The sequence below is a fragment of the Prauserella muralis genome, from assembly GCF_003202285.1.
GTDB lineage: Bacteria > Actinomycetota > Actinomycetes > Mycobacteriales > Pseudonocardiaceae > Prauserella_B > Prauserella_B muralis.
This window is the reverse complement of the sequence record NZ_MASW01000005.1, coordinates 634,913-655,220: the sequence shown is the minus strand read 5'-3', so window position 1 is coordinate 655,220 and position 20,308 is coordinate 634,913. Positions and strand designations below refer to the sequence as shown.

The window sequence follows — 20,308 nt, the reverse complement described above, 5'->3', positions numbered from 1 at the left end:
ACGCGCGTCCGGGTGACGGCGGCGCCGGCCGCGACCGCGTCCCGAAGGCCACTCGTCCGGTGGCCCAGCCCGGGCGCCGCATCGCGGCCGTGTCGGCCCCACGCCACCCGGGTACACCGCGGGAACGGCCCCCAGCACCGAGGAGGTGTCGACCATGGGCAAGCAGATGGAAGGCGACAACCGCCAGCGCAGGAAGAAGGCCAACGAGGCCCGGCACGAGCACGGCGTGCCCGCCAGCCGTTCCCAGGTGACGCTCGGGGCGTCGAAGCCAAGGGAGCACCTGCCCGGCAAGGCCGACCACGAGGAGCGGATCACCTCGCCGCGCAGGGGCAAGCAGCGCTCCGACGTGGACGCCGGTCCGAAGCGGCGGTAGCAGCCTCAGTACGGCTCACAGCCGAGGCCGGGCAGTGCCGGGCGTTCGGTCGCGTAGACCAGGGCGTCGGCCGGCACGCGCCCGGCGTCGGCGAAGACGAATACCAGCCCGGTGGTCGTGCCGGGCCGGATCGTGTTCGTGATGTTCTCCATCGTCGCGTAGTAGGTGGCTCCGTCGGCGGGGTCGCGCGCCGAGCCCGGCACGGCGCCGCCCGCGGGGACCGGGAGGCGGGACACCCGCTCGGCCGTGCCGTCGCAGAACCGGTCCCAGTGCAGGGTGGCGGTCCGGGCCTGGTTCGCCTCGACCCGGACGAGGGTATGCCGCCGCTCGCCGTCGTTGAACAGGGAGAACCGCACGACGGCGTCCTCTCCGGGGCGGTAGGCCCGCCCGTCGTCCGGTGGCTCCACGACGACGTTGCGCAGCTCGATGTCGCCTGCCTCCACGTTGGTGCCGATGGTGCCCGCCGACTTCTCCGCCTGCGCGTCGGCGCAGCCGCCGAGCGCGGCCAGCGCCCCCGCGGCGAGAAGCCCCACGGCGGCCCGGGGCACCGCGTGTCGTGTCCAGCTCATGTGTGTCGGCTACCCGGCCAGCGCGACCTGACGCCTGTCCGCCGGAAGGTTACGACCCGGCAACGGGTGCTCTTTGTCCGTTTTGACCGCTGTGGCGTCCGGGTAGGGCACCGGCTGTGCGTGGGCCCCGCACGGATCCGGACACCACACCGTCAAGACAAGGAGCGATCCATGCGGAATCGTCAATCCCGGCTCGTCCGCCCGCACCGCCGTGGCCTGTGCGCTCGCCGTCGCACCGCTCGGTGCAGTCGCGTGCGGCAACGACGACAGCGCGGGCGGCGAGCAGGGTGCCGACGTGGAGGACATCGCCGAGAACGACTACTTCGGCGACGAGCAGTACGTCGGGCAGACAGTGACCGTGAGCGCCAACGTCACGAACGTGCTGAACCAGCGCAGCTTCGTGCTCTCCGGCGAGGACTACGGCGACGACTCGCTGCTCGTGGTCGCCCGAAAGGCCAGGAAGAACGTGCAGGAAGGCGACGTCGTCCAGGTCACCGGCAAGGTTCGGCAGTTTCGTTACGACCAGTACAACCAGGACTTCGCGCTCGGCGAGGCGGACCTGTACTCGCCGTACGACAGCGAGGAGTTCCTCGTCGCCAACAGGATCAACCCGGATCCCGGCACGACCGGCACGACCGGCACCGGGAACAGCGGTGGCTGACCGGCGGGTGTGGCGCGCCTTCGAGGCGCGTCACACCGCCCGCCCCGCGGGCCGGGAACCCGCCGGCGTTTTGCCGACGCCACCACGGGTAGTGCACAGGCCATGAGTTCGGTCGAGACAGCGACGATCGAGACCCGTATCCCGGCCAGGATGGACCGCCTGCCCTGGTCCCGGTTCCACAAGCGGGTGCTCATCGGGCTTGGCACGGTATGGATCCTGGACGGCCTCGAGGTCACCATCGTCGGCTCGGTGGCCGCACGACTGACCGAACAGGGAAGCGGCATCCCGCTCTCGCCGGGGCAGATCGGCATCGCCGCCGCGATCTACATCGTCGGCGCCTGCACCGGCGCGCTGTTCTTCGGGCAGCTCACCGACCGGCTGGGGCGCAAGAAGCTGTTCATCCTGACCCTCGCCGTCTACGTCGCCGCGACGGTGGCGACGGCTTTCGCGTTCGCCCCGTGGTACTTCTATCTCGCGCGGTTCTTCACCGGCGCCGGCATCGGCGGTGAGTACGCGGCGATCAACTCCGCGATCGACGAGCTGATGCCCGCCAGGGTGCGCGGCAGGGTGGACCTCGTCATCAACGGCACCTACTGGCTGGGCTCCGCGGCCGGTTCTGCGCTCGCGATCTTCTTCCTCAACACGGCCTTCTTCCCGATGGACGTGGGCTGGCGGCTCGCCTTCGGGCTGGGCGCCGTGCTCGGCCTGGTGATCCTGGTCGTGCGCCGCCACGTGCCGGAGAGCCCGCGCTGGCTGTTCATCCACGGCAGGGAGGACGAGGCCGAGCGGATCGTCAGCGGAATCGAGGACGAGGTCAGGCAGGACACCGGGGAGTCGCTCGACGAGCCCGACACCTCGATCACCGTGCGGCAGCGCAAGACCATCCCGTTCCGCACGATCGCGCGCACCGCCTTCAAGGTCTACCCGAAACGGGCCGTGCTCGGCCTGGCGCTGTTCATCGGGCAGGCCTTCATCTACAACGGCATCACGTTCAACCTCGGCACCCTGTTCAGCAACTACTACGGCGTCGCCTCCGGCTTCGTGCCGGTGTTCATCATCGCCTACGCGATCGGCAACTTCCTCGGGCCCGTGACGCTGGGCAGACTGTTCGACACCGTCGGCCGCAAGCCGATGATCATGATCGCGTATCTGGGCTCCGCGCTGTTGACGGTGCCGCTGTTGTGGGTGTTCCTGAGCTCGTTCGGCGGCCAGTGGACGTTCCTCGGTTTCGTCGTCGCCACGTTCTTCCTCGCCTCGGCCGGTGCCAGCGCCGCGTACCTGACGGTCAGCGAGATCTTCCCGATGGAGACACGGGCACTGGCGATCGCCTTCTTCTACGCCGTGGGCACCGGCGCCGGCGGCATCGTCGGGCCGCTGCTGTTCGGCCAGCTGATCGGCACCGGCGATCGCAGCCTGGTGGCCATCGGCTTCGCCGTCAGCGCCGCCGTGATGGCCCTCGGTGGCCTCGCGGAGCTGGTGTTCGGCGTCCGTGCGGAGAAGACGTCCCTGGAGGACATCGCCAAACCGCTCACCGCCGAGGAGGCCGAGAGCGGCGAGCAGGGCACGCAGGACAGCCAGGATGAGGGGGAGGCGCCCGCGCCTGCGCGCGGGCGCGGCCCCGAACCGGGCGTGCCGCCGATCCGCGACCGTTCGCTGGCGGCGGAACAGGCCCTGGCGCACGAGATCGACGCCATCGACAGGGCCCTGCGCGCACACGGGCCCACCCGGCGCGACGTGCTCGGCAGGATGGTCGGCGCCAGGTACTGGGGGCCGGGCCAGTTCGGCAGGGCCCTGCGGGAAGCCGTGCGGACAGGGCGGGCGCGCCGCCTCTCCAACCGCGTGTTCGGTCCGGGCGGGGACGAGCAGAGCGAGCGGAGGCCGTGATTGGCGCAGTGGCAGGTACTCGCCGAGGCGGCGACCCCCGCCGACCTCCTGGCCGCGCGGACCCAGATGGCTCTGTCGCTGGGCTGGCACATCGTGATCGCGTGCTTCGGCGTCGGCATGCCCGCGATCACCGTCTTCGCCGAGTGGCGCGCGCTGCGCACCGGCGAGGAGACCTACCGCGTGCTCGCGCACCGCTGGGCCAAGGCCATGGGCGTGTTGTTCGCCGTCGGCGCCGTGTCCGGCACGATCCTGAGTTTCGAGATGGGCCTGCTGTGGCCGGGCATGATGCGCACCTACGGCCAGGTGATCGGCCTGCCGTTCACCCTGGAGGGCTTCGCGTTCTTCATCGAGGCGATCTTCCTCGGCATCTACCTCTATGCCTGGGACCGCCTGCCGCCGAGAGTGCACCTGCTGACGGGTGTCCCGGTGTGCCTGGCCGGGGTGGCCTCGGCGTTCTTCGTCGTGTGCGCCAACGCGTGGATGAACCAGCCGAGGGGCTTCGACCTGGAGAACGGGGCTCTCACCGGGGTCGACCCGTGGGCGGCGATGTTCAACCCCGCGACCCCGCCGCAGACCGTGCACATGATCCTCGCCGCCTTCATGGTCGCCGGGTTCGGCATGGCCAGTGTCTACGCGGTGGCCATGCTGCGGGGCAGGAGGGACCGCTACCACCGGCTCGGCTTCGCGCTGCCGTTCACGGTCGCTGCCGTGCTCACGCCCGTGCAGATCGGCGTGGGTGACTGGGCGGCGAAGTTCCTGGCCACCAACCAGCCGGTGAAGCTCGCCGCCATCGAGGGCCTGTACGAGACCTCGAGCGGGGTGCCGTTGCGGCTCGGTGGCGTCTACGACGACGGGGAGATGCGGTATGCGCTGGAGATCCCGAATGGGCTCTCGCTGCTGGCCCACTGGGACCCGGACGCCACCATCCTCGGCCTCGCCGAGGTCGCGCCCGCCGACCGGCCACCCGTCAACATCGTGCACTGGGCGTTCCAGGTGATGGTGGCGATGGGGCTGGCCCTGCTGGTGCTGGGTGCGTGGGCGCTGGTGGTGCGCTGGCGGCGCAAGCGGCTGCCCGTCTCCCGGTGGTTCTACCGTGCCGCCGCGCTGTCCGGGCTCGCCGCCGTGCTCGCGCTGGAGGCCGGCTGGATCACGACCGAGGTCGGCAGGCAGCCGTGGATCGTCTGGGGTGTGCTGCGCGTCGAGGACGCCGTCACACCCGTACCCGGACTCGTGACCGGGCTCGCCGTGGTGAGCGCCGTGTACGTCGTGCTCACGGCGGCCACCTGGTACGTCCTGCGCAGGCTGGCGCGGACCCCGCTGCCCCTGGCCCCGCAGGAACCGGACGAACCGACGGTACCCAGGAGTGAGGCATGAGCGCCGCTGACTGGCTGATCAGCCTCATGTGGCTCGCGCTGACCGCCTACGTGCTGCTGGGCGGCGCCGACTTCGGCGGCGGTTTCTGGGACCTGGTCGCCGGAGGCTCGCGCAGGGGTGCCGCACAGCGAGACCTCATCGAGCAGTCGATCGGACCCGTGTGGGAGGCCAACCATGTCTGGTTGATCTTCGTCATCGTGTTGTGCTGGACGGGTTTCCCCGCCGTGTTCGCCGCGGTCGCGTCCACGATGTACATCCCGCTGACACTCGTCGCGCTCGGCATCATCGCGCGCGGCGCCTCGTTCGCGTTCCGCAAGGCCAGCACGCAGCTTCGCGAGCGCAGGCTGTTCGGCGCCGCGTTCGCCGGGTCGTCGGTGCTGACACCCTTCTTCCTCGGCACGGTTGCGGGAGGGATCGCCTCCGGCAGGGTCCCGCCCGGCATCGGCGAGGGCGGCATCGTCACCAGCTGGTGGAATCCCACCTCCGTACTCGGCGGGGTGCTCTCGGTCGTGCTGGCCGCGTATCTCGCGGCCGTCTACCTGTGTGCCGACGCGCGCCGTACCGGCTCGGCGATCCTGCTGCGCGCCTTCCGCCTGCGTGCCCTGACCAGCGGGCTCGTGGCGGGCGGTGTGGCGCTCGGCGGAATCGTCGTGCTGCGCTACGACGCTCCGGTGCTGTTCAACGGTTTGACGAGCCTGACCGTGGCGCTTCCCGTGGTGCTGCTGTCGGGCGTGGGCGGCCTGGCGTCCCTGGGGGCGCTGCTGCGCGGCCACTATCTCGCGGCCCGGCTGTGCGCGGGCGGTGCCGTGGGAGCCCTGCTGTGGGCCTGGGCGGTGGCGCAGTACCCGCTGGTATTGCCCCCCGTGACCGCCATCGACGACGTGTCCGCGCGGCCGGAGGTGCTGTCCGTGGCGCTGGCGGTCTCCGCGGTCGGCGCCGTACTGCTGATCCCGTCACTGATCTGGATGTTCGTCCTGTTCCAGCGCCCCGCTCCGGACGGGGGGCAGTCGGAACACGGCCACGGGTAGGGAGAGGAGGCTCGCTGATGCGTGCGGTCAGCGCGCTGACCCTGGCGGTCGCACTGGCGTTCACCGCGGCGTGCGGTGACGGCCGCCAGGGCGGATCCGTCACCGGAGACACCACGGCGCCCCGCGCCACGACCTCGGGAGGCACCACCACGGCCGAGGCCACACCGACGGGCCGGGGCCCGGTCACCCCCACCGAAACGGAGACCGAGACCCGCACCCGCACCGAAGTCCCCGCGCGGCCGGGGAGCTGCGCCGTGACCGAGGACTGGACACTGCGGCCCGACGTCCGGCAGGGCAGCTCACGGCAGCCCGTGAACCAGGTGCGGATCGGCAGGCACGACTGTTTCGACCGCATGGTCTTCGATCTCCGCGGGGCGGCACCGACCGGATTCGAGGTGCGCTACGTCCCGGTCGTGCACGCCCAGGGCTCCGGCAAGCCGCTGCCGGTGGTAGGCGGTGCCACGCTGAAGGTGATCGTTCGGTCGCCGGCGCAGGGGTACGGCAGCGACGCGCCGCTGCTCGCGGAGACCGGCGAGCGCTTCTACACCAAGCAGCAGCTCGCCGAATGGCGGACCTTGCGTGCGATCCGGTTCGCAGGCTCGTTCGAGGGGCAGTCGTCCTACGCGGTCGGTGTCCGGGCGAAGCTGCCGATGCGAGCGTTCACCCTGCTCGACGAGCAGCGGGGCGTCCGGCAGGTCGTGGTGGACGTCGCGCACACTGCCTGAGCGGTGTCCGCTCACCCGGGGGCACCGCCGCGCCGGCGTTCGACCTCCGCGTCCACCTCGGCGCCGAGGAGCACCGCGAACGCCGAGAGGTACAGCCACAGCAACAGCACGACGAGACCCGCGAAGACGCCGTAGGTCGACTGGTAGTCGGCGAGGTTCTCGGCGTACAGGGTGAGCCCGGCGGAGCCGGCGAGCCACACGCCCAGTGCCGTGATGGTGCCCCAGCCGAACCAGCGGCGGCGGTGCCGGTCGCGGTCGGGACCGAACCGGTACAGCACCGACAGCGCCGCGCTGACCAGCACGATGAGCCCGGCCCAGCGCGCGACCCCGATGATCCAGCGCTGGTCCCCTGGCACACGCAGCACATCCAGTACCAGCGGCAGTGCGGCCAAAGCGCCGAGTGAGACGGCGGCGACGATGATCGCGATGACGGTGAGCAACAGCGCCAGCCCGCGCACCCGCAGGAATCCGCGGGTCTCCGTCTCGTCGAACGCGCGGGTGAGGCCGGTGATGAGGGCGCGCATCGCGGTCGAGGTGCTCCACAGCACGCCCGCCGCCCCGGCCACCAGCCCCACGGTCGGGCCCTGCGCTCCGAGCCGGGTGGCCGACTCCAGCTGGCCGCGGGCCACCTCGGCGGCCGACCCGGGCAGCGCCGCGAAGAGTGGCTGCAACTGGTCGCGCACGCTCTGCGGATCGGTGACGAGCGCGAACACGCTGAGTACGGCGATGAGCGCCGGTACGAGGGCCAGCAGCGAGTAGAAGGCGATACCCGCGGCGGCCAGCGTCAACTGGTCGCGTTGGACCTCGTCCACGACGTTTCTGATCGCCGCCCACCAGCGCCGTCCTCTGCCCATCGTTTCCTGGATAACCCGGCGACGGAAACGTAATCGGCGCAGGCCCGGTGAGCCGCGCTGTCGCGGGTACGCATCCGAGGTTGGCGCTGCTGGGGGCCGCTGTCTCCACCGGGTTCCGCGCGTGGCGGCGCGGACGCCGGGGGTCGACCCGGTGACGTCACTCGCGGCCGCGCCGGATCGCACGCAGCAGCCGGAGCGGGAACATGCCGAGCAGCGGCGCCCTGTGCCCGAGTTCGGTGGAGTCCTCGCGGTCGAACGCCGTCGCGTAGCGGCGGGCCTCCGACGCGGACGCGTAGGTCTTGCGCCCGCCCGCGGCGCAGCCACGCTCGCACGTCCACGTCATCGTCGCGCCCTCGGCGCGGAACCGGTAACGATGCCCGAACACGGTGCAGCGAACACTCACGGCCCCGGCTACCCGGCGTGGTCGTGCGGCAAACGGTGCTCAACCGTCGTCGCGGCAGGCGAACGCCCGCAGCGCCGAGGTCCGGTCGTCGAAGCGGCGGAACTCGCCGGAAAGGCCCAGCACCTCGAGTGGGCGGCACACGGCGAGCGAGCGCGCGACCAGCGGCAACGGCACGTCGACCTTCCGGGCGCGGGCCCGCAGGTCCAGCAGGAGCCGTACGCCCTCGACCGAACAGAACGACACACCCGACCAGTCGGCGACGAGAACGTCGGTCCCCGGCGCGGGATGCGGCTCCAACTCGGCGCGGACCCTGTCCACCGAGCGGGCGTCGAGGCAGCCGGAGACGGACACGACGACACAGGACGGCCGATGTCGGGTGAGGCTCACCCTGGCGGGCGCCACGTCGCCGGCAAGCTCCTGCAAAGAGGAGGCCGATGGTCGCCGCTGACCACCTCGTTCGAGTTCAACCCCTGCCGGCACGTGTCACCTCCAGGGCCACAGAAAGAAGAAGCCAGGCGGTCGCCGGAGAGGACGGAAATGCCGCCCGGTGCCTGTTTCCCAGGCGAGGTCCAACATACTCTGCAAATTGCACCGGTCAACTGGTGGTTGCGGCATTCGAGGGTGCTTCACCCGGACGAGTGTCTCTCGTGTGTACATAAAGGACAGTGGTCGGCAACGGTGTGACTCCGCGCCATCCGGGTAGCCATCACCCATCCGTCCAGCGACCGCCGAAAGGACAACTCCCGTGAGCTGGCTGACGACCGATCCCGTCCTCGTGGGGCAGACAGCGGGCAAGATCGCGCTGCTCTACCTCGCCGCGCTCATCGGCCTACGGCTCACCGTCCGCCGCGTCGCCGGTCAGATCACCATCTACGACGCCGTGGCCATGGTCTCGGTGGGTGCCATCATCGGCCGCACGGCCACCGCGAGTGGCACGGCGTTCGTGCAGGGGCTCGTGGCGCTGGTGGTGCTGCTGGCGTGCCACGAGGTGGTCAGCAGGCTCCGGCTCCGCCGGGGCGTGCGGGCGCTGACCGACCACAAGGTGCGCGTGCTGGTGCACGACGGCGTCATCGACCACGAACAGCTCAAGCTCTGCCAGCTCACCGAGTCGGACCTGTGGGCCTCGCTGCGCATCCGGGGAATCACCAGCCTCGACGACGTGCGTTTCGTGCTGTACGAGTCGCAGGGCACCGTGTCGGTCGTGAAGGCGGGCGAGCCCGTCGGTGAACTGGTCCGCACGGTCGTCGGCCCCGCGGACGGTGACCGACGCGGAGGCACCGGCACGTGAGCGACGGCGGGCGAAGGGTCACCGGCCACCGGGACGTCGCCCCGGGACGCGCGCCCTGTCCCTGGCGTAGCTGCCGAGCACGGTGGCCGGGTCGCCGCCGACCTTCAGGAACTCGCGGTCGATCAGCCGCGCCAGGTCGGCGAGCGCCCCGGACAGCTGGGCCGCGGCGAGCCGCACGTCCGGCCGTTGGTCGCCGCCGCCCTGCTCGGCCAGCCGGAGTGCATAGTGGACGCTGGCGTACAGGGCCGTGTCCTCGTCGGTCTCCAGGAAGTAGTAGGTCACCTCGTACTGGGAAAGGTCCAGCAGGGCACCGGTGACGTCCGATGCGAGGCCGTCGAGCAGCTGCGCCGCGACCACCACGTTCAGCTCGGGCAGTACCGCGGCCGTGTCACTGCGGTGCAACAGGGTCAGCCGGTGGGCCAGCGCCCTGCGCCGCCGCAGGGCGGGATAGACCTGCAGCACCCAGGTGACGGCGGCCGTCAGCAGCCCGAAGCCGAACAGGCCCTCCAGTGGCGTGACGAGGCGCAGCCAGTCCGCGGTGGGCACGATGTCGCCGAAGCCGAGCGTGCACAGTGTCACCAGCGACAGATAGAACGCGTCGAGGAAACCGCCCCGCCTGCCGGGCAGCAGCCCCGGCGCGTAGCTGAACTCCTCCGGCAGATGCGGCCAGTAGATCAGGGCGAAGCCCACCAGCACCAGCCCGGCCCAGGTGCCGACGACCACGACCATGGTGAGCGGGCCGCTCAGCGCGCCGAGCCGCGGCCCCAGCGGCAGCCGCTGAAACGTCCTCCACACCAGTGCCGCCACCGCGGTGCTGATCCGGCCCCGGCCGCTCGGGTACCACAATGTGTGGAACACGTCCCGCAGGGCGGCGAGCACGATCAGCACACCCGCCGCCGTCACGGCCCACTCCATCCAGCTCCCTCCCGGTCACGGTCCGCGCAGGCCTACCCGGCGGCCGCATGCCGGAAACGCCAGCGCACCGATGGGATACGTTGAGTCCCATGCAGGACGCGGAGCTGTCGTGGAGCCGGTGGCAACGACCCCCGCCGACCCGGGCCCAGCAGCGCACCGACATCGGGATCGGGCTGGCGGTGTTCGCCGGGGCGCTGGCCGTGACCGTGCTCGTCAACAGCATGGGCGCCTTCACCTTCGGCTCGGCGCCGTCGCTGACCGAGCAGTTCGCGTGGGCAGCGGCCATCACTCTGCCGCTGATGGTGCGGCGCCGGTACCCGCTGGCGGTGCTCGCCGTGGTCGGCGCGCTGCTCATCGCGGCGCAGGTGCGCCAGACCGGCGACAACCTCATGCCGTCGGTGGCCGTGTTCCTCGCGATGTACACCGTCGGCGCGTGGGAGCGCAACCGGACGCTGGCCCGGTGGGCACGGGTGGCGGTGATCGTGGCGATGTTCATCTGGCTCGGCATCGGGCTCGTGGGGTTCTTGATCTCGCCGAGCCCCGACTTCGCCGACGCGGCGGGCCCCCTGGATCCGGTGCTGGCCTCCGTCCTGTACGGCATCGGCTTCAACCTGCTGTTCTTTCTGTCCGCGTACTTCTTCGGCAACCTGGGCTGGTTGTCGGCGCGCAGACAGGCCCAGCTGGAGGACGGCGCGCAGCGGTTGCGCCGCTCGCAGGAGCAGAACCTCCGGGGCGCCGTCGTCGCCGAGCGCGTCCGCATCGCCCGTGACCTGCACGACGTCGTGGCCCACCACGTGTCCGTCATGGGGGTCCAGGCCGGAGCGGCGAGGCGGGTGTTCGACAGCGACCGCGAGCTCGCCCGCTCGGCGCTGATCACCGTCGAGGAGACGGCGCGCACCGCCATCGGGGAGCTGCGCGGGCTGCTCGGCGTGCTCAGGGCCGAGCCGGACGCCGAGGCCCGCGACGCGGGTGAGAGTCACCCGTCCTCGCCTGGTCTCGACCAGGTGGCCGAACTCGTGGAGGGCGCGCGGGCAGCTGGTCTGGACGTCACCTCCGGCGTGTACGGCACGCGCCGCGTCGTGCCCGATGCCGTGGCCGTCTCGGCGTACCGGGTGGTGCAGGAGGCGCTGACCAACGTCGTCAAACACGCCGGCGCGCGCAGGGCCGACGTGCGGGTGCGCTTTCTCGACACCGCGCTGGAGGTCGAGGTGACCGACGACGGCCGGGGCACGACGGGGGGTGCGGGCAGTGCGGACGGCGCCGACGGCACGGACGGGTTCGGGCTGCTCGGCATGCGCGAGCGCGTCGGGGTGCACGGGGGGCTCCTGGAGGCCGGGCCGCGCCGCGACGGGGGATACCGGGTCCGCGCGAGCTTTCCCACCCGCCACGTCGTCGCCGCCGAGGACAGTGAGGAGCTGCCCGCATCGTGACCGACGTTGCGACGGTGCGGGTGCTGCTCGCCGACGACCAGGAACTCGTGCGGGCGGGCTTCCGCGTGATCCTCGGCGCCGAGGACGGCATCGCGGTGGTCGGCGAGGCCGCCGACGGCGAGCAGGCCGTCCAGCTCGCGGCGCAGACCCGGCCCGACGTGGTCCTCATGGACGTGCAGATGCCCAGTGTGGACGGGCTGGAGGCGACGCGGCGGATCCTCGCCACGGTCGCCGCCCCGGTGAAGGTCGTCATTCTCACCACGTTCGACCGCGAGGACTACCTGTTCGAGGCTCTGCGGGCCGGAGCGAGCGGCTTCCTGCTCAAGAACGCCTCACCGGAGGACCTGGTGGACGCCGTCCGGGTCGTCGCGCGCGGTGACGCGCTGCTGTCGCCGGAGGTCACCCGCCGCGTCATCGCCCGGTTCGCGGCCGCCGAGCCGCCGGCTCCTTCGCCCCGGCCGCCCCGGCCGCCCCGGCCGGCCCGGCCGCCGGAGCTGACCGAGCGCGAGTTCGAGGTGCTCGTGCTGCTGGCCCGGGGAGCGAGCAACGCCGAGATCGCCGCCGAGCTGTTCCTCGGCGAGACGACCGTGAAGACGCACGTGTCGCGGGTGCTGAGCAAGCTCGGGGTCCGCGACCGCACGCATGCGGTGGTCTACGCCTACGAGCACGGCATCGTCGCCCCGGGCGGCGGTTAGCGGCGCGGGTCCTCCTCGCGGAGGACCCGCAGGATCGGTCCCGCGCCGGACGCCCGGACCGCCCGTGCCCCCATACCCTCCTGGCATGTTGCGGTTGACCACGATCAGCAGGAGCTTCGGCGACCTGCGGGCGCTCGACGAGGTGTCGTTCGACGTGCGGCCGGGCCGGATGACCGGGTTCCTCGGCGCGAACGGCTCCGGCAAGACCACGGCGATGCGCATCATCCTCGGCGTACTCGCCGCGCACGGTGGCACGGTGATCTGGCAGGGCGAACCGGTGACCCAGGGGGTCCGCAGGCGGTTCGGCTACATGCCGGAGGAGCGCGGGCTGTATCCGAAGATGAAGGTCGCCGAGCAGATCGCGTGGTTCGGCAGGCTGCACGGACTCACCCCGGAGGCCGCGCGGGCCAACACCGACCGTCTGCTGGAGCAGCTGGCGCTCACCGAGCGGGCAGGCGACAAGCTGGAGGCGCTCTCACTCGGCAACCAGCAGCGGGTGCAGATCGCCGCCGCTCTCGTGCACGACCCGGTGGCGCTGATCCTCGACGAGCCGTTCTCCGGGCTCGACCCGATCGCCGTCGAGACCGTGCTGGCGGTCCTGCGGGACCGCGCGGCCGCCGGGGTGCCGGTGCTGTTCTCCAGCCACCAGCTCGCGGTGGTGGAGCGGCTGTGCGACGACGTGGTGATCATCTCGAACGGGTCGATCGCGGCCAGCGGCGGCAGGGACGAGCTGCGTGCCCGCTACGGGACCGCGCGGTTCGAGCTCGTCGTCGACACCGACGCCGGGTGGCTGCGCGATCTGCCGGGCGTGCGGGTGATCGAGCTGGACGGTCCCCGGGCGCTCTTCGAGCCGGCCGGACACTCGCAGCCGGGCAGGCAGGTGCTGGAGACGGCGTTGCGGCGCGGCGAGGTGCGCAGCTTCACGCCGGTCGTTCCGACGCTGGACGAGATCTTCAAGGAGGCGATCTGACCATGACCGTCACGACACCGGGATCGCGGGAGGACACCGACCGCGAGCAGGGCGTGCCGTTCGTCTCGGCCACGTGGCTGGTCGCCGAGCGGGAGATGACGACCTTCCTGCGCATGAAGGGTTTCTGGATCGGCCTCGGGGTGCTGGTGGTCGGGCTGTTCGCGCTGGCGGTGCTGCCGTCGGTGTTCGGGGGCGGGCAGACCAGCGTGGCCGCCGCGGGGCCGAGGGCCGCCGAGGCGCTGGCCGGGGCCGAGCTCGACGTGCGGCAGGTCGCCGACGCACGCGAGGCGGAACGGCTCGTGCGCGCCGAGGAGGTCGAGGCGGCCGTCGTGCCGGATGCCACCGGCGAGTCGGCCACGGGCGTGCGCGTCGTCGCGCTGACCGAGACACCCAGCGACGTGGTGCGCGCACTGAGCACGTCCCCGCCGGTGGACCTGCTCGAGCCCGCGGACGTCAGTGAGGGACAGCGGCAGGTCGCGATCATGGTGTTCGCACTGGTGTTCCTGTTGTGCGGCATGGGCGGGGCCGCGATCGCGCAGAGCACGGTGACCGAGAAGCAGACCCGCGTCGTCGAGATCCTCGTGGCCACGGTGCCGGTGCGTGCGCTGCTGGCCGGCAAGATCCTCGGCCACTCGCTGCTGAACCTGGGCCAGGTGGTGGTGCTGGCCGTGGCGGCGCCGATCGCGCTGAACCTCGGCGGCCACGAACGGCTGCTGTCGGTGATCGCGCCCGCGCTCGGCTGGTTCGTGCCCTTCCTGTGCCTGGGCTTCGTCCTGCTGGCGGCCATGTGGGCGGTCGCCGGCGCGCTGGTGAGCAGGCAGGAGGACCTGGGCTCGAGCATGAGCCTGGCCATGCTGCTGGTGATGGGACCGTACTTCGGCGTGATGTTCTTCTCCGACAACGCCACGGTGCTGACGGTGCTGTCGTTCGTGCCGTTCTCCTCGGCCGTGGCGATGCCGGTGCGGCTGTTCATCGGGCAGGCACAGCTGTGGGAACCGCTGGTGGCACTCGGCGTGCTGGCCGCGACGGTCGTGCTGATCGTGCTGCTGGCGAGCAGGGTGTACTCCGGGTCCCTGCTGCAGACCAGGGGCAAGGTCGCACTGTCGCAGGCCTGGGCCCGGCAGGACTGAGTGCCGGTCACCCGCTGTCGGCGCGCGGGTTGGCGCGGGCCGACAGCGGTGGCAGGTCGTGCAGAAAACCCGGCGCCGGGTCGTCGGCGGTCTCGGCCATCCTGCGGGCGATCGCCTCGGCCGACCTGCGCAGTGCGGGCACGAGACGGGGGAGCTCGGCACGCGCCGAGTGCACGACGATGCCGAGTGCGGCCGTGGGCGCGCCCTCTTCGCTGGGAATGGGCACGGCCACCGAGCACGAGCCCAGCGTCATCTCCTCGGTGGTCAGGGCATAGCCCCGCTCGGTGGTCAGCCGCAGCTCCCGGAGCAGCCTGCCGCGCTCGCTGATCGTGTAGCGCGTGTAGCGCGGCAGCGGCCGCTCGCAGTAGGCGTGGACGAACGGCTGCTCGGCGTAGGCGAGCAGGGCCTTGCCGACGCCGGTGGAGTGCATCGGCAGCCGGGTGCCGATGCGGGAGATGATCGGCACCGAGCGGTGCCCGGACAGCTTCTCGACGTAGAGGGCGTCGAAGCCGTCGCGGACCGCCAGGTGGATGTTCTCGCGCGTGGCCTCGTAGAGGTCCTGCATGAAGGGCATCGCGATCTCGCGCAACCTGCCCGACACGGGTGCCAGCAGCCCGGCCTCCCACAGCCGCAGGCCGATGCGGTAGTAGCCGTCGTCGTCGCGGTCCAGCGCCCGCCAGGCCTCGAGTTCACCCGCGAGCCGGTGCGCCGTCGCGGCCGGAAGCCCTGCCCGCCGCGCCAGCTCCGACAGCGGCAGGCGCGGATGGGCCACGTCGAACGCGCCCAGCAGCGCCAGCGCGCGAGCGGTCACCGACTGGCCCGGCGACCGCGTGTTTCCTGCCATCTCCGCCTCCCGAGGTTCCGGCCCACCGTATCGCTGAGCGGAAAGCACCGGCCCGATCCTCCGACAGGACAGCCGTCGGTGGCCGGGTGATTCCACTGGCCGGAAACCGGGGCTTGTTCGCGGCCGGGCCGAGGGAGTTTAGTCGGCCCATGCGAACTCAAGTCGGAATCGTCGGCGCCGGACCCGCCGGGCTGATGCTGTCGCACCTGCTGGCCGCCCACGGCATCGACTCGGTCATCGTCGAGACGCGCGAGCGCTCGGAGATCGAGGCGACCATCCGGGCCGGGGTGCTGGAGCAGGGCACCGTGGACCTGCTCGTGGAGACCGGCGTCGGCGCCAGGGCGATCACCGAGGGCGCCAAGCACGACGGTGTCCAGCTGCGGTTCCAGGGCGAGGGCCACCGCATCGACTTCGCCAAGCTGGCCGGGCGCTCGGTGTGGCTGTACCCGCAGCACGAGGTGCTGAAGGACCTTATCGCCGCACGGCTGGAGCAGGGAGCCGACATCCGCTTCGGCGCACGGGACGTGTCGCTGCGCGACGTCACCTCCGACGCGCCCGTCATCGCGTTCACCGACGCCGACGGCACCCCGGTGGAGCTGCGGTGCGACGTGATCGCCGGCTGCGACGGCTCGTCCGGCGTCAGCAAGTGGACCATCCCCGAGTCCGAGCGCACCGACTACTTCCGCGCGTACCCGTTCGGCTGGTTCGGCATCCTGGTCGAGGCGCCCCGCTCGTCCGAGGAGCTGATCTACACCCATTCCGAGCGAGGCTTCGCGCTCATCAGCACCCGCACCCCGCAGGTGCAGCGCATGTACTTCCAGTGCGACCCCGAGGAGAACGCGGACGACTGGAGCGACGACCGCATCTGGGACGAGCTGCAGTCGCGCGTGGCAGGCGGCGGTTTCCGGCTTGCCGAGGGACGGATCTTCGACCGCGGCGTGATCCCCATGCGCAGCTACGTCTGCGAGCCGATGCGCTACGGCAGGCTGCTGCTCGCGGGCGATGCCGCCCACACCGTGCCGCCGACCGGAGCGAAGGGCCTGAACCTCGCCATCGCCGACGTCGTGGTGCTGGCCAGGGCCCTGGACTCGTTCTTCAGCACCGGCTCCACCGAGTTGCTGGACGCCTACGGGCCCACGGCGTCGCGGCGCGTCTGGTGGGCACAGCACTTCTCGTGGTGGATGACGTCCATGCTGCACACCCATCCGGACAGCACGCCGTTCGACGTGCGGCGCCAGCTCGGCGAGCTCGACCTGGTCACCAGCAGCACGGCGGGCGCCACCCACCTGGCGCAGGCCTACACCGGCTGGCCTCTCGACCGCTGAACCCGCGACCGGCGGCTCCGTCGCGCGGATGACGCGGCACCCGACGTGAGGGTGACGTGTGCGCAGGTTCCGGCGGCCTACCGTGCACTGGCCACATCGGACCCGTCTGGAGGCCGCCATGACCACGCACACCCGCAGAACCGTCCTCGGAGGCGCCGTCGCGAGCGCGGCGGCGGTGAGCGTGGCCGGCGGCCCGGCCGTCGCCGCAGCCCACTCGCCGGGGCGGCGCCGGCGTTGCACGTTCGTCTTCGCCGCGGGCGCCAACGGCGTGTCGGCGGGCCCCCACGAGCTGGCGCTGCTCGGGCACCGCTGCGTCGGCGTCGACCTGCCGGGCCACCGGCAGGCGGACGGCCAGTTCCGCGTCTCGTACCAGGCGCCCCAGGACCTCGCGGCACTGGCGACCGAGCGTTCACCACTGGCGGAGGTCACCCCTGCCGACCATGTCGCCGCCACCGTGGACGTGGTCCGGCGCGCCGCCGCGCTCGGCGACCCGGTGATCCTCGTCGGCTCCAGCATCGGCGGAGCGACGGCCACCCTCGTGGCCGACGAGGTGCCCCGGCTCGTCGACACACTCGTGTACGACGCGGCGTACTGCTGCACCGCGCTCGCCACACCCAACGAGTACATGAGCACTCCGGAGGCGGCGGACTCCGAGGTGCTCGCGTTGCTGGGGTTCGTCGTCGCCGACCCGGCGGTGGTCGGGGCGATCCGCTCGAACTGGCGCACCGCCGACGAGGCCCTGCTCGCCGCAGCCAAGCACGCTCTGCTCGACGACGGCACGGACGCCGAGCTGCTGGCGCAGCTGAACACGATGGCGCCGGACGAGCTGACGTCCACAGGGGACACGGACGCCCGCGGCAACCCCCGGGCGTGGGGCCGGATCCCGAGGGCCTACATCCGGCACACACGCGACCGCATCCTGCCGCCCGCGTTGCAGAGCCGGATGATCGCCGAGGCCGACCGGCTGACCCCGCGCAACCGGTTCGTGGTCCACGACCTCGACTGCGCGCATCTGGTCAGCGCGGCGCGCCTCGGAGACTACGTCCGCATCCTCGACCGGATCGCGTGTGGACGCAGGTCGGTGGCCCGTGCGTGACGCCGGCACAGTGCGCCGATCAGGATGCGATGAGCCTGTCGTGCAGCCGCGTCAGCGGCGCGAGCAGGGCCATCGCGACGAGCGTGATCGCCAGCGCGATCACGGCGTGCACGGCCCAGGCGCCGGCGAGCGTGGGACCGCCCCAGGCGTCGTTGTGCTCACCCCCGCTCCAGAACAGCCCGTAGGTCGCGATACGGGCGACGAGGAACCAGACGAGCACGGACAGCCCGCACATCGGCAGGCTGACGAGCAGACCGAGCACCTGCCGAGGCCGTCGCCGGTGCAGCAGGGCCACGACACTGCGCGCGGGTGCGAGCAGCCCGTGCAGACTGCGCCGCCAGTCCTGCGCGGCGAGTGGGACCCTTCGCCGTCGATCGACCATGCCGGTGACGTTACGCCGCGCGCTGCGGCCGAGGATCGGGAATGGTCCGGACGTCTGCCCTGACTGTGCCCGGAGAAGGCTCAGGGTGAGACAGTGCGCGGCGCGGCGGGTGCGTCGGCGACACGGGTGGGGTTCACCCCGCGTGGCGGTCGGCGTTCCGGCGGGCGCGGGCCCTGCGTTTGCCCTCGTGCATCGCCGCCACCCTCGCGACCGGGATCGTGTGCCCCTCCTCGACGACGTCGGCAGGAATGGACTGTGGAGGCGGCAGCGATGCCGCCCACGGGTTGCTCCCGCCGAGCCGGTCCAGCGCGGTGCGCAGCGTGAAATCGGCGGGCGTGACGTGGTCGAGTTCGTCCCACGGTACGGGGAACGACACGGGCACGCCGGGCCGCAGCCGCGGGCTGTAGGCGGCGACGAGGCTGGCACCCCCGGCGCGGGTCGAGTCGAGGAACACCCTGCCGCCGCGGTCCTCGCGGATGTAGGCGGTGGTCGCGAGCTCAGGGTCGAGGCGCTCGGCGCGGGCGGCCAGCGCGCGGGTGGCGGCGGCCGCGTCCTCGATGGGTGTCCGCCCGTCCACCGGCACGACGACGTGCACTCCCTTGGCGCCGCTGGTCTTCACCGCGCAGCCGAGGCCCGCGTCGGCGAGTGCCTGTCGCACCAGGTGGGCGGAGCGGGCGGCGGCCGGGAACGACTCGCCCTCGGGCGGGTCGATGTCGAGCACGAGGTGCGTCGGGCGGGGGCCGTCGTCGCCGACCGTGATCAGTGTCGGGTGGTACTCGACGGCGCGCTGGTTGGCGAACCACAGCAGGGTGGCGTGGTCGTTGCACAGCGCGTAGGAGACCTCCCGCTGCGACGACTCGGCCCACAGCGCCACCCTCGGCACCCACTCCGGCGTGTACTTCGGGAGGTTCTTCTGCATGAACGGCTTCTGCCCGCGCAGCACCCGCATGACCGACAGCGGCCGGTCGCGCAGCTCCGGCAGGATCCGGTCGGCCACGGCGTCGAGATAGTCGACCAGGTCGCGTTTGGTCGCGCCGGCGTCGGCGAACAGCGGCTGGTCCAGATTGGTCAGCGCCACGCCGTGCCGCTCTTCGGTGCCCTTCATGCCCTTACCCTGGTCATCCCGCGAGGTCCGGTCAACCGGCGACCTGGCTGTCGCCGTGGGTTCCTAGCGAGGCCTGGCGAGCGCCGTGACCAGCCGAGCGGCGAGTGTGTCCACCGAGGCCCGCGGGCACTTCGCGACGGCTCGAGCGCGCACGGTGCGTCCCTCGCTGACCGCGGAGGCGTCGGCGAGAATCCCGTCGGGAAGAGCTGGATGGTGGGTGCGGGTCAGTCGCACGGTCAGTGAGTCGACACGGCACGGGCCCGGCAGGGCTCGCAGCCGGGCCAGCGCGTGGTCGAGGGAAGCCGGGTCCACACCGGGGCCCACCTCGATCTGTGCGGTGGGCAGGGCAGCGGCGAGTGGTGTCCTCGTCATGCCCTGATGGTGCGACCTGGCGGCGTGCCCGGCCCAGGGTCGTTGGTCCCTGTCTTGCCCGCCGTTCGGGCACTTGTCAGGGGGCGGGGGCCCGCAGGATGCTGGGGTGGCACTGCGGCGACGAGGTCGGGAGGTGCCGGGTGAGCGAGGCTCCCACGCTGATCGGGTCGGTGCGGCGCGCACTGCACCTGCTGGATGCCGTCGGCGCGAGCGAGCGCCCCGCCACCGCGAAAGGCCTGGCGCGCGCGCTCGGCCTGCCGCTGCCGACCACGTACCACCTGCTGCGCACGCTCGTGCACGAGGACTATCTGCGCAAGCTCGCCGACGGCTACGTGCTCGGCGACCGCGTGGACGCGCTCGGCAGGCGGGACCCGAGGCTGACCGCCGTGACGCGGGCGCGGCCCGCCCTGGCCGCGCTGCGCGACGAGGTACGCGGCGCCGCGTACCTGTCCGTGTACGCCGACGGTGAGATCGAACTGCTCGACGTCGCCGACGGGCCCCGCACACCGCGGGTGGACCTGTGGGTGGGCGTGCACGAGGCCGGGCACGCCACGGCCTTCGGCAAGTGCATCCTGGGCTGCCTGGACCGGCCACGCCGGGACGACTACCTGTCCCGGCACCGTCTGGTCGACCTCACCCCGCACACCGTCACCGACCGGCGGCTGCTGGAGCGGCGGCTGTGCGCGCCAGGGGGCGTGGCGGCCGACCGGGAGGAGTACCTGCTCGGCACCGCCTGCGTCGCCGTGCCCGTGCGCGCGCCGGGGCTGCTCGGCGCGGTCGCGATCTCGATGCCCGCCCGCCGTGACGCGTCGGTGGGCACCGACGCGCTCAAGCGCGCCGCCGACCGGCTGGCGCGCGCCATGGTGCTGCCCGGCTGAGCCCGTA

Annotated in this window: 23 protein-coding genes; 14 read left to right on the top strand and 9 right to left on the bottom strand. The window is 72.1% G+C overall.

Annotated elements, in window-relative coordinates:
- The first annotated feature begins 154 nt into the window (after positions 1 to 154).
- Entirely contained in the window at positions 155 to 373 is a 219-nt protein-coding gene (locus tag BAY60_RS23905) for a hypothetical protein (protein ID WP_112283262.1), read from the top strand.
- A 5-nt stretch (positions 374 to 378) separates the two neighbouring features.
- Here BAY60_RS23905 and BAY60_RS23900 read toward each other — a convergent pair whose 3' ends face one another.
- Positions 379 to 942: a copper chaperone PCu(A)C gene (locus BAY60_RS23900; RefSeq protein ID WP_146771070.1), complete on the bottom strand. Its 564-nt coding sequence runs from the start codon at positions 940 to 942 to the stop codon at positions 379 to 381.
- Between the two features lie 211 nt (positions 943 to 1,153).
- Between BAY60_RS23900 and BAY60_RS23895 the strand changes: the two genes are divergently transcribed.
- The 5 genes from BAY60_RS23895 to BAY60_RS23875 all read left to right on the top strand — a co-directional run bounded on the left by BAY60_RS23895 (position 1,154) and on the right by BAY60_RS23875 (position 6,614).
- Entirely contained in the window at positions 1,154 to 1,603 is a 450-nt protein-coding gene (locus tag BAY60_RS23895) for a hypothetical protein (protein WP_112283260.1), read from the top strand.
- A 102-nt stretch (positions 1,604 to 1,705) separates the two neighbouring features.
- The gene (locus BAY60_RS23890) at positions 1,706 to 3,487 is read left to right on the top strand and encodes an MFS transporter (protein ID WP_112283259.1); all 1,782 of its coding nucleotides are present in this window, start codon (positions 1,706 to 1,708) and stop codon (positions 3,485 to 3,487) included.
- On the top strand, positions 3,488 to 4,861 hold the full coding sequence (locus BAY60_RS23885; protein ID WP_245992774.1) for a cytochrome ubiquinol oxidase subunit I: 1,374 nt from the start codon (positions 3,488 to 3,490) through the stop codon (positions 4,859 to 4,861).
- Positions 4,858 to 5,889: a cytochrome d ubiquinol oxidase subunit II gene (locus BAY60_RS23880; protein WP_112283258.1), complete on the top strand. Its 1,032-nt coding sequence runs from the start codon at positions 4,858 to 4,860 to the stop codon at positions 5,887 to 5,889. Before BAY60_RS23885 ends, BAY60_RS23880 begins: the two co-directional genes overlap by 4 nt.
- Before the next feature lie 17 nt (positions 5,890 to 5,906).
- A complete protein-coding gene (locus tag BAY60_RS23875) occupies positions 5,907 to 6,614 on the top strand; it encodes an AMIN-like domain-containing (lipo)protein (RefSeq protein ID WP_112283257.1) in 708 nt (235 codons plus the stop codon).
- Positions 6,615 to 6,625: 11 nt separating this feature from the next.
- Here BAY60_RS23875 and BAY60_RS23870 read toward each other — a convergent pair whose 3' ends face one another.
- The 3 genes from BAY60_RS23870 to BAY60_RS23860 all read right to left on the bottom strand — a co-directional run bounded on the left by BAY60_RS23870 (position 6,626) and on the right by BAY60_RS23860 (position 8,258).
- Positions 6,626 to 7,468: a YihY/virulence factor BrkB family protein gene (locus BAY60_RS23870; protein WP_112283256.1), complete on the bottom strand. Its 843-nt coding sequence runs from the start codon at positions 7,466 to 7,468 to the stop codon at positions 6,626 to 6,628.
- Positions 7,469 to 7,625: 157 nt separating this feature from the next.
- Positions 7,626 to 7,871, bottom strand: coding sequence for a hypothetical protein (locus BAY60_RS23865; protein ID WP_170160524.1), 246 nt, complete (start codon positions 7,869 to 7,871; stop codon positions 7,626 to 7,628).
- Positions 7,872 to 7,910: 39 nt separating this feature from the next.
- Positions 7,911 to 8,258 carry an STAS domain-containing protein gene (locus tag BAY60_RS23860; protein ID WP_281272763.1) on the bottom strand — a complete coding sequence of 116 codons (348 nt, stop codon included), beginning with the start codon at positions 8,256 to 8,258 and terminating at the stop codon, positions 7,911 to 7,913.
- A gap of 358 nt (positions 8,259 to 8,616) precedes the next feature.
- Between BAY60_RS23860 and BAY60_RS23855 the strand changes: the two genes are divergently transcribed.
- On the top strand, positions 8,617 to 9,159 hold the full coding sequence (locus BAY60_RS23855; protein ID WP_112283254.1) for a DUF421 domain-containing protein: 543 nt from the start codon (positions 8,617 to 8,619) through the stop codon (positions 9,157 to 9,159).
- A gap of 18 nt (positions 9,160 to 9,177) precedes the next feature.
- On the opposite strand, the gene BAY60_RS23850 is transcribed toward BAY60_RS23855, so the two are convergent.
- Positions 9,178 to 10,074 carry a potassium channel family protein gene (locus tag BAY60_RS23850; RefSeq protein ID WP_112283253.1) on the bottom strand — a complete coding sequence of 299 codons (897 nt, stop codon included), beginning with the start codon at positions 10,072 to 10,074 and terminating at the stop codon, positions 9,178 to 9,180.
- Positions 10,075 to 10,163: 89 nt separating this feature from the next.
- On the opposite strand from BAY60_RS23850, the gene BAY60_RS23845 reads away from it, so the two are divergent.
- The 4 genes from BAY60_RS23845 to BAY60_RS23830 all read left to right on the top strand — a co-directional run bounded on the left by BAY60_RS23845 (position 10,164) and on the right by BAY60_RS23830 (position 14,299).
- Positions 10,164 to 11,504, top strand: a complete 1,341-nt coding sequence (locus BAY60_RS23845; RefSeq protein ID WP_112283252.1) for a sensor histidine kinase — start codon at positions 10,164 to 10,166, stop codon at positions 11,502 to 11,504.
- Positions 11,501 to 12,199, top strand: coding sequence for a response regulator (locus tag BAY60_RS23840; protein ID WP_425466483.1), 699 nt, complete (start codon positions 11,501 to 11,503; stop codon positions 12,197 to 12,199). The genes BAY60_RS23845 and BAY60_RS23840 overlap by 4 nt, the downstream gene beginning before the upstream one ends.
- A gap of 85 nt (positions 12,200 to 12,284) precedes the next feature.
- Entirely contained in the window at positions 12,285 to 13,169 is an 885-nt protein-coding gene (locus BAY60_RS23835; protein ID WP_112283250.1) for an ABC transporter ATP-binding protein, read from the top strand.
- A 2-nt stretch (positions 13,170 to 13,171) separates the two neighbouring features.
- Entirely contained in the window at positions 13,172 to 14,299 is a 1,128-nt protein-coding gene (locus BAY60_RS23830) for an ABC transporter permease (RefSeq protein WP_112283249.1), read from the top strand.
- A gap of 7 nt (positions 14,300 to 14,306) precedes the next feature.
- Here the strand turns inward: BAY60_RS23830 and BAY60_RS23825 are convergent, their stop codons facing one another.
- On the bottom strand, positions 14,307 to 15,143 hold the full coding sequence (locus BAY60_RS23825; RefSeq protein ID WP_112283248.1) for an IclR family transcriptional regulator: 837 nt from the start codon (positions 15,141 to 15,143) through the stop codon (positions 14,307 to 14,309).
- 149 nt (positions 15,144 to 15,292) lie between these two features.
- Here BAY60_RS23825 and BAY60_RS23820 point away from each other — a divergent pair, with 149 nt between their 5' ends.
- Both BAY60_RS23820 and BAY60_RS23815 read left to right on the top strand, forming a co-directional pair.
- On the top strand, positions 15,293 to 16,468 hold the full coding sequence (locus BAY60_RS23820; protein ID WP_112283247.1) for a 4-hydroxybenzoate 3-monooxygenase: 1,176 nt from the start codon (positions 15,293 to 15,295) through the stop codon (positions 16,466 to 16,468).
- A gap of 118 nt (positions 16,469 to 16,586) precedes the next feature.
- Entirely contained in the window at positions 16,587 to 17,564 is a 978-nt protein-coding gene (locus BAY60_RS23815) for an alpha/beta fold hydrolase (protein WP_112283246.1), read from the top strand.
- A 19-nt stretch (positions 17,565 to 17,583) separates the two neighbouring features.
- On the opposite strand, the gene BAY60_RS23810 is transcribed toward BAY60_RS23815, so the two are convergent.
- The 3 genes from BAY60_RS23810 to BAY60_RS23800 form a co-directional block, all read right to left on the bottom strand.
- On the bottom strand, positions 17,584 to 17,946 hold the full coding sequence (locus BAY60_RS23810) for a hypothetical protein (RefSeq protein WP_112283245.1): 363 nt from the start codon (positions 17,944 to 17,946) through the stop codon (positions 17,584 to 17,586).
- Between the two features lie 133 nt (positions 17,947 to 18,079).
- Positions 18,080 to 19,051 carry a DNA polymerase domain-containing protein gene (locus tag BAY60_RS23805; protein WP_112283244.1) on the bottom strand — a complete coding sequence of 324 codons (972 nt, stop codon included), beginning with the start codon at positions 19,049 to 19,051 and terminating at the stop codon, positions 18,080 to 18,082.
- A 63-nt stretch (positions 19,052 to 19,114) separates the two neighbouring features.
- On the bottom strand, positions 19,115 to 19,423 hold the full coding sequence (locus BAY60_RS23800; protein ID WP_112283243.1) for a hypothetical protein: 309 nt from the start codon (positions 19,421 to 19,423) through the stop codon (positions 19,115 to 19,117).
- Between the two features lie 140 nt (positions 19,424 to 19,563).
- Here BAY60_RS23800 and BAY60_RS23795 point away from each other — a divergent pair, with 140 nt between their 5' ends.
- Positions 19,564 to 20,301, top strand: a complete 738-nt coding sequence (locus BAY60_RS23795; RefSeq protein ID WP_112283242.1) for an IclR family transcriptional regulator — start codon at positions 19,564 to 19,566, stop codon at positions 20,299 to 20,301.
- Positions 20,302 to 20,308 lie beyond the last annotated feature (7 nt).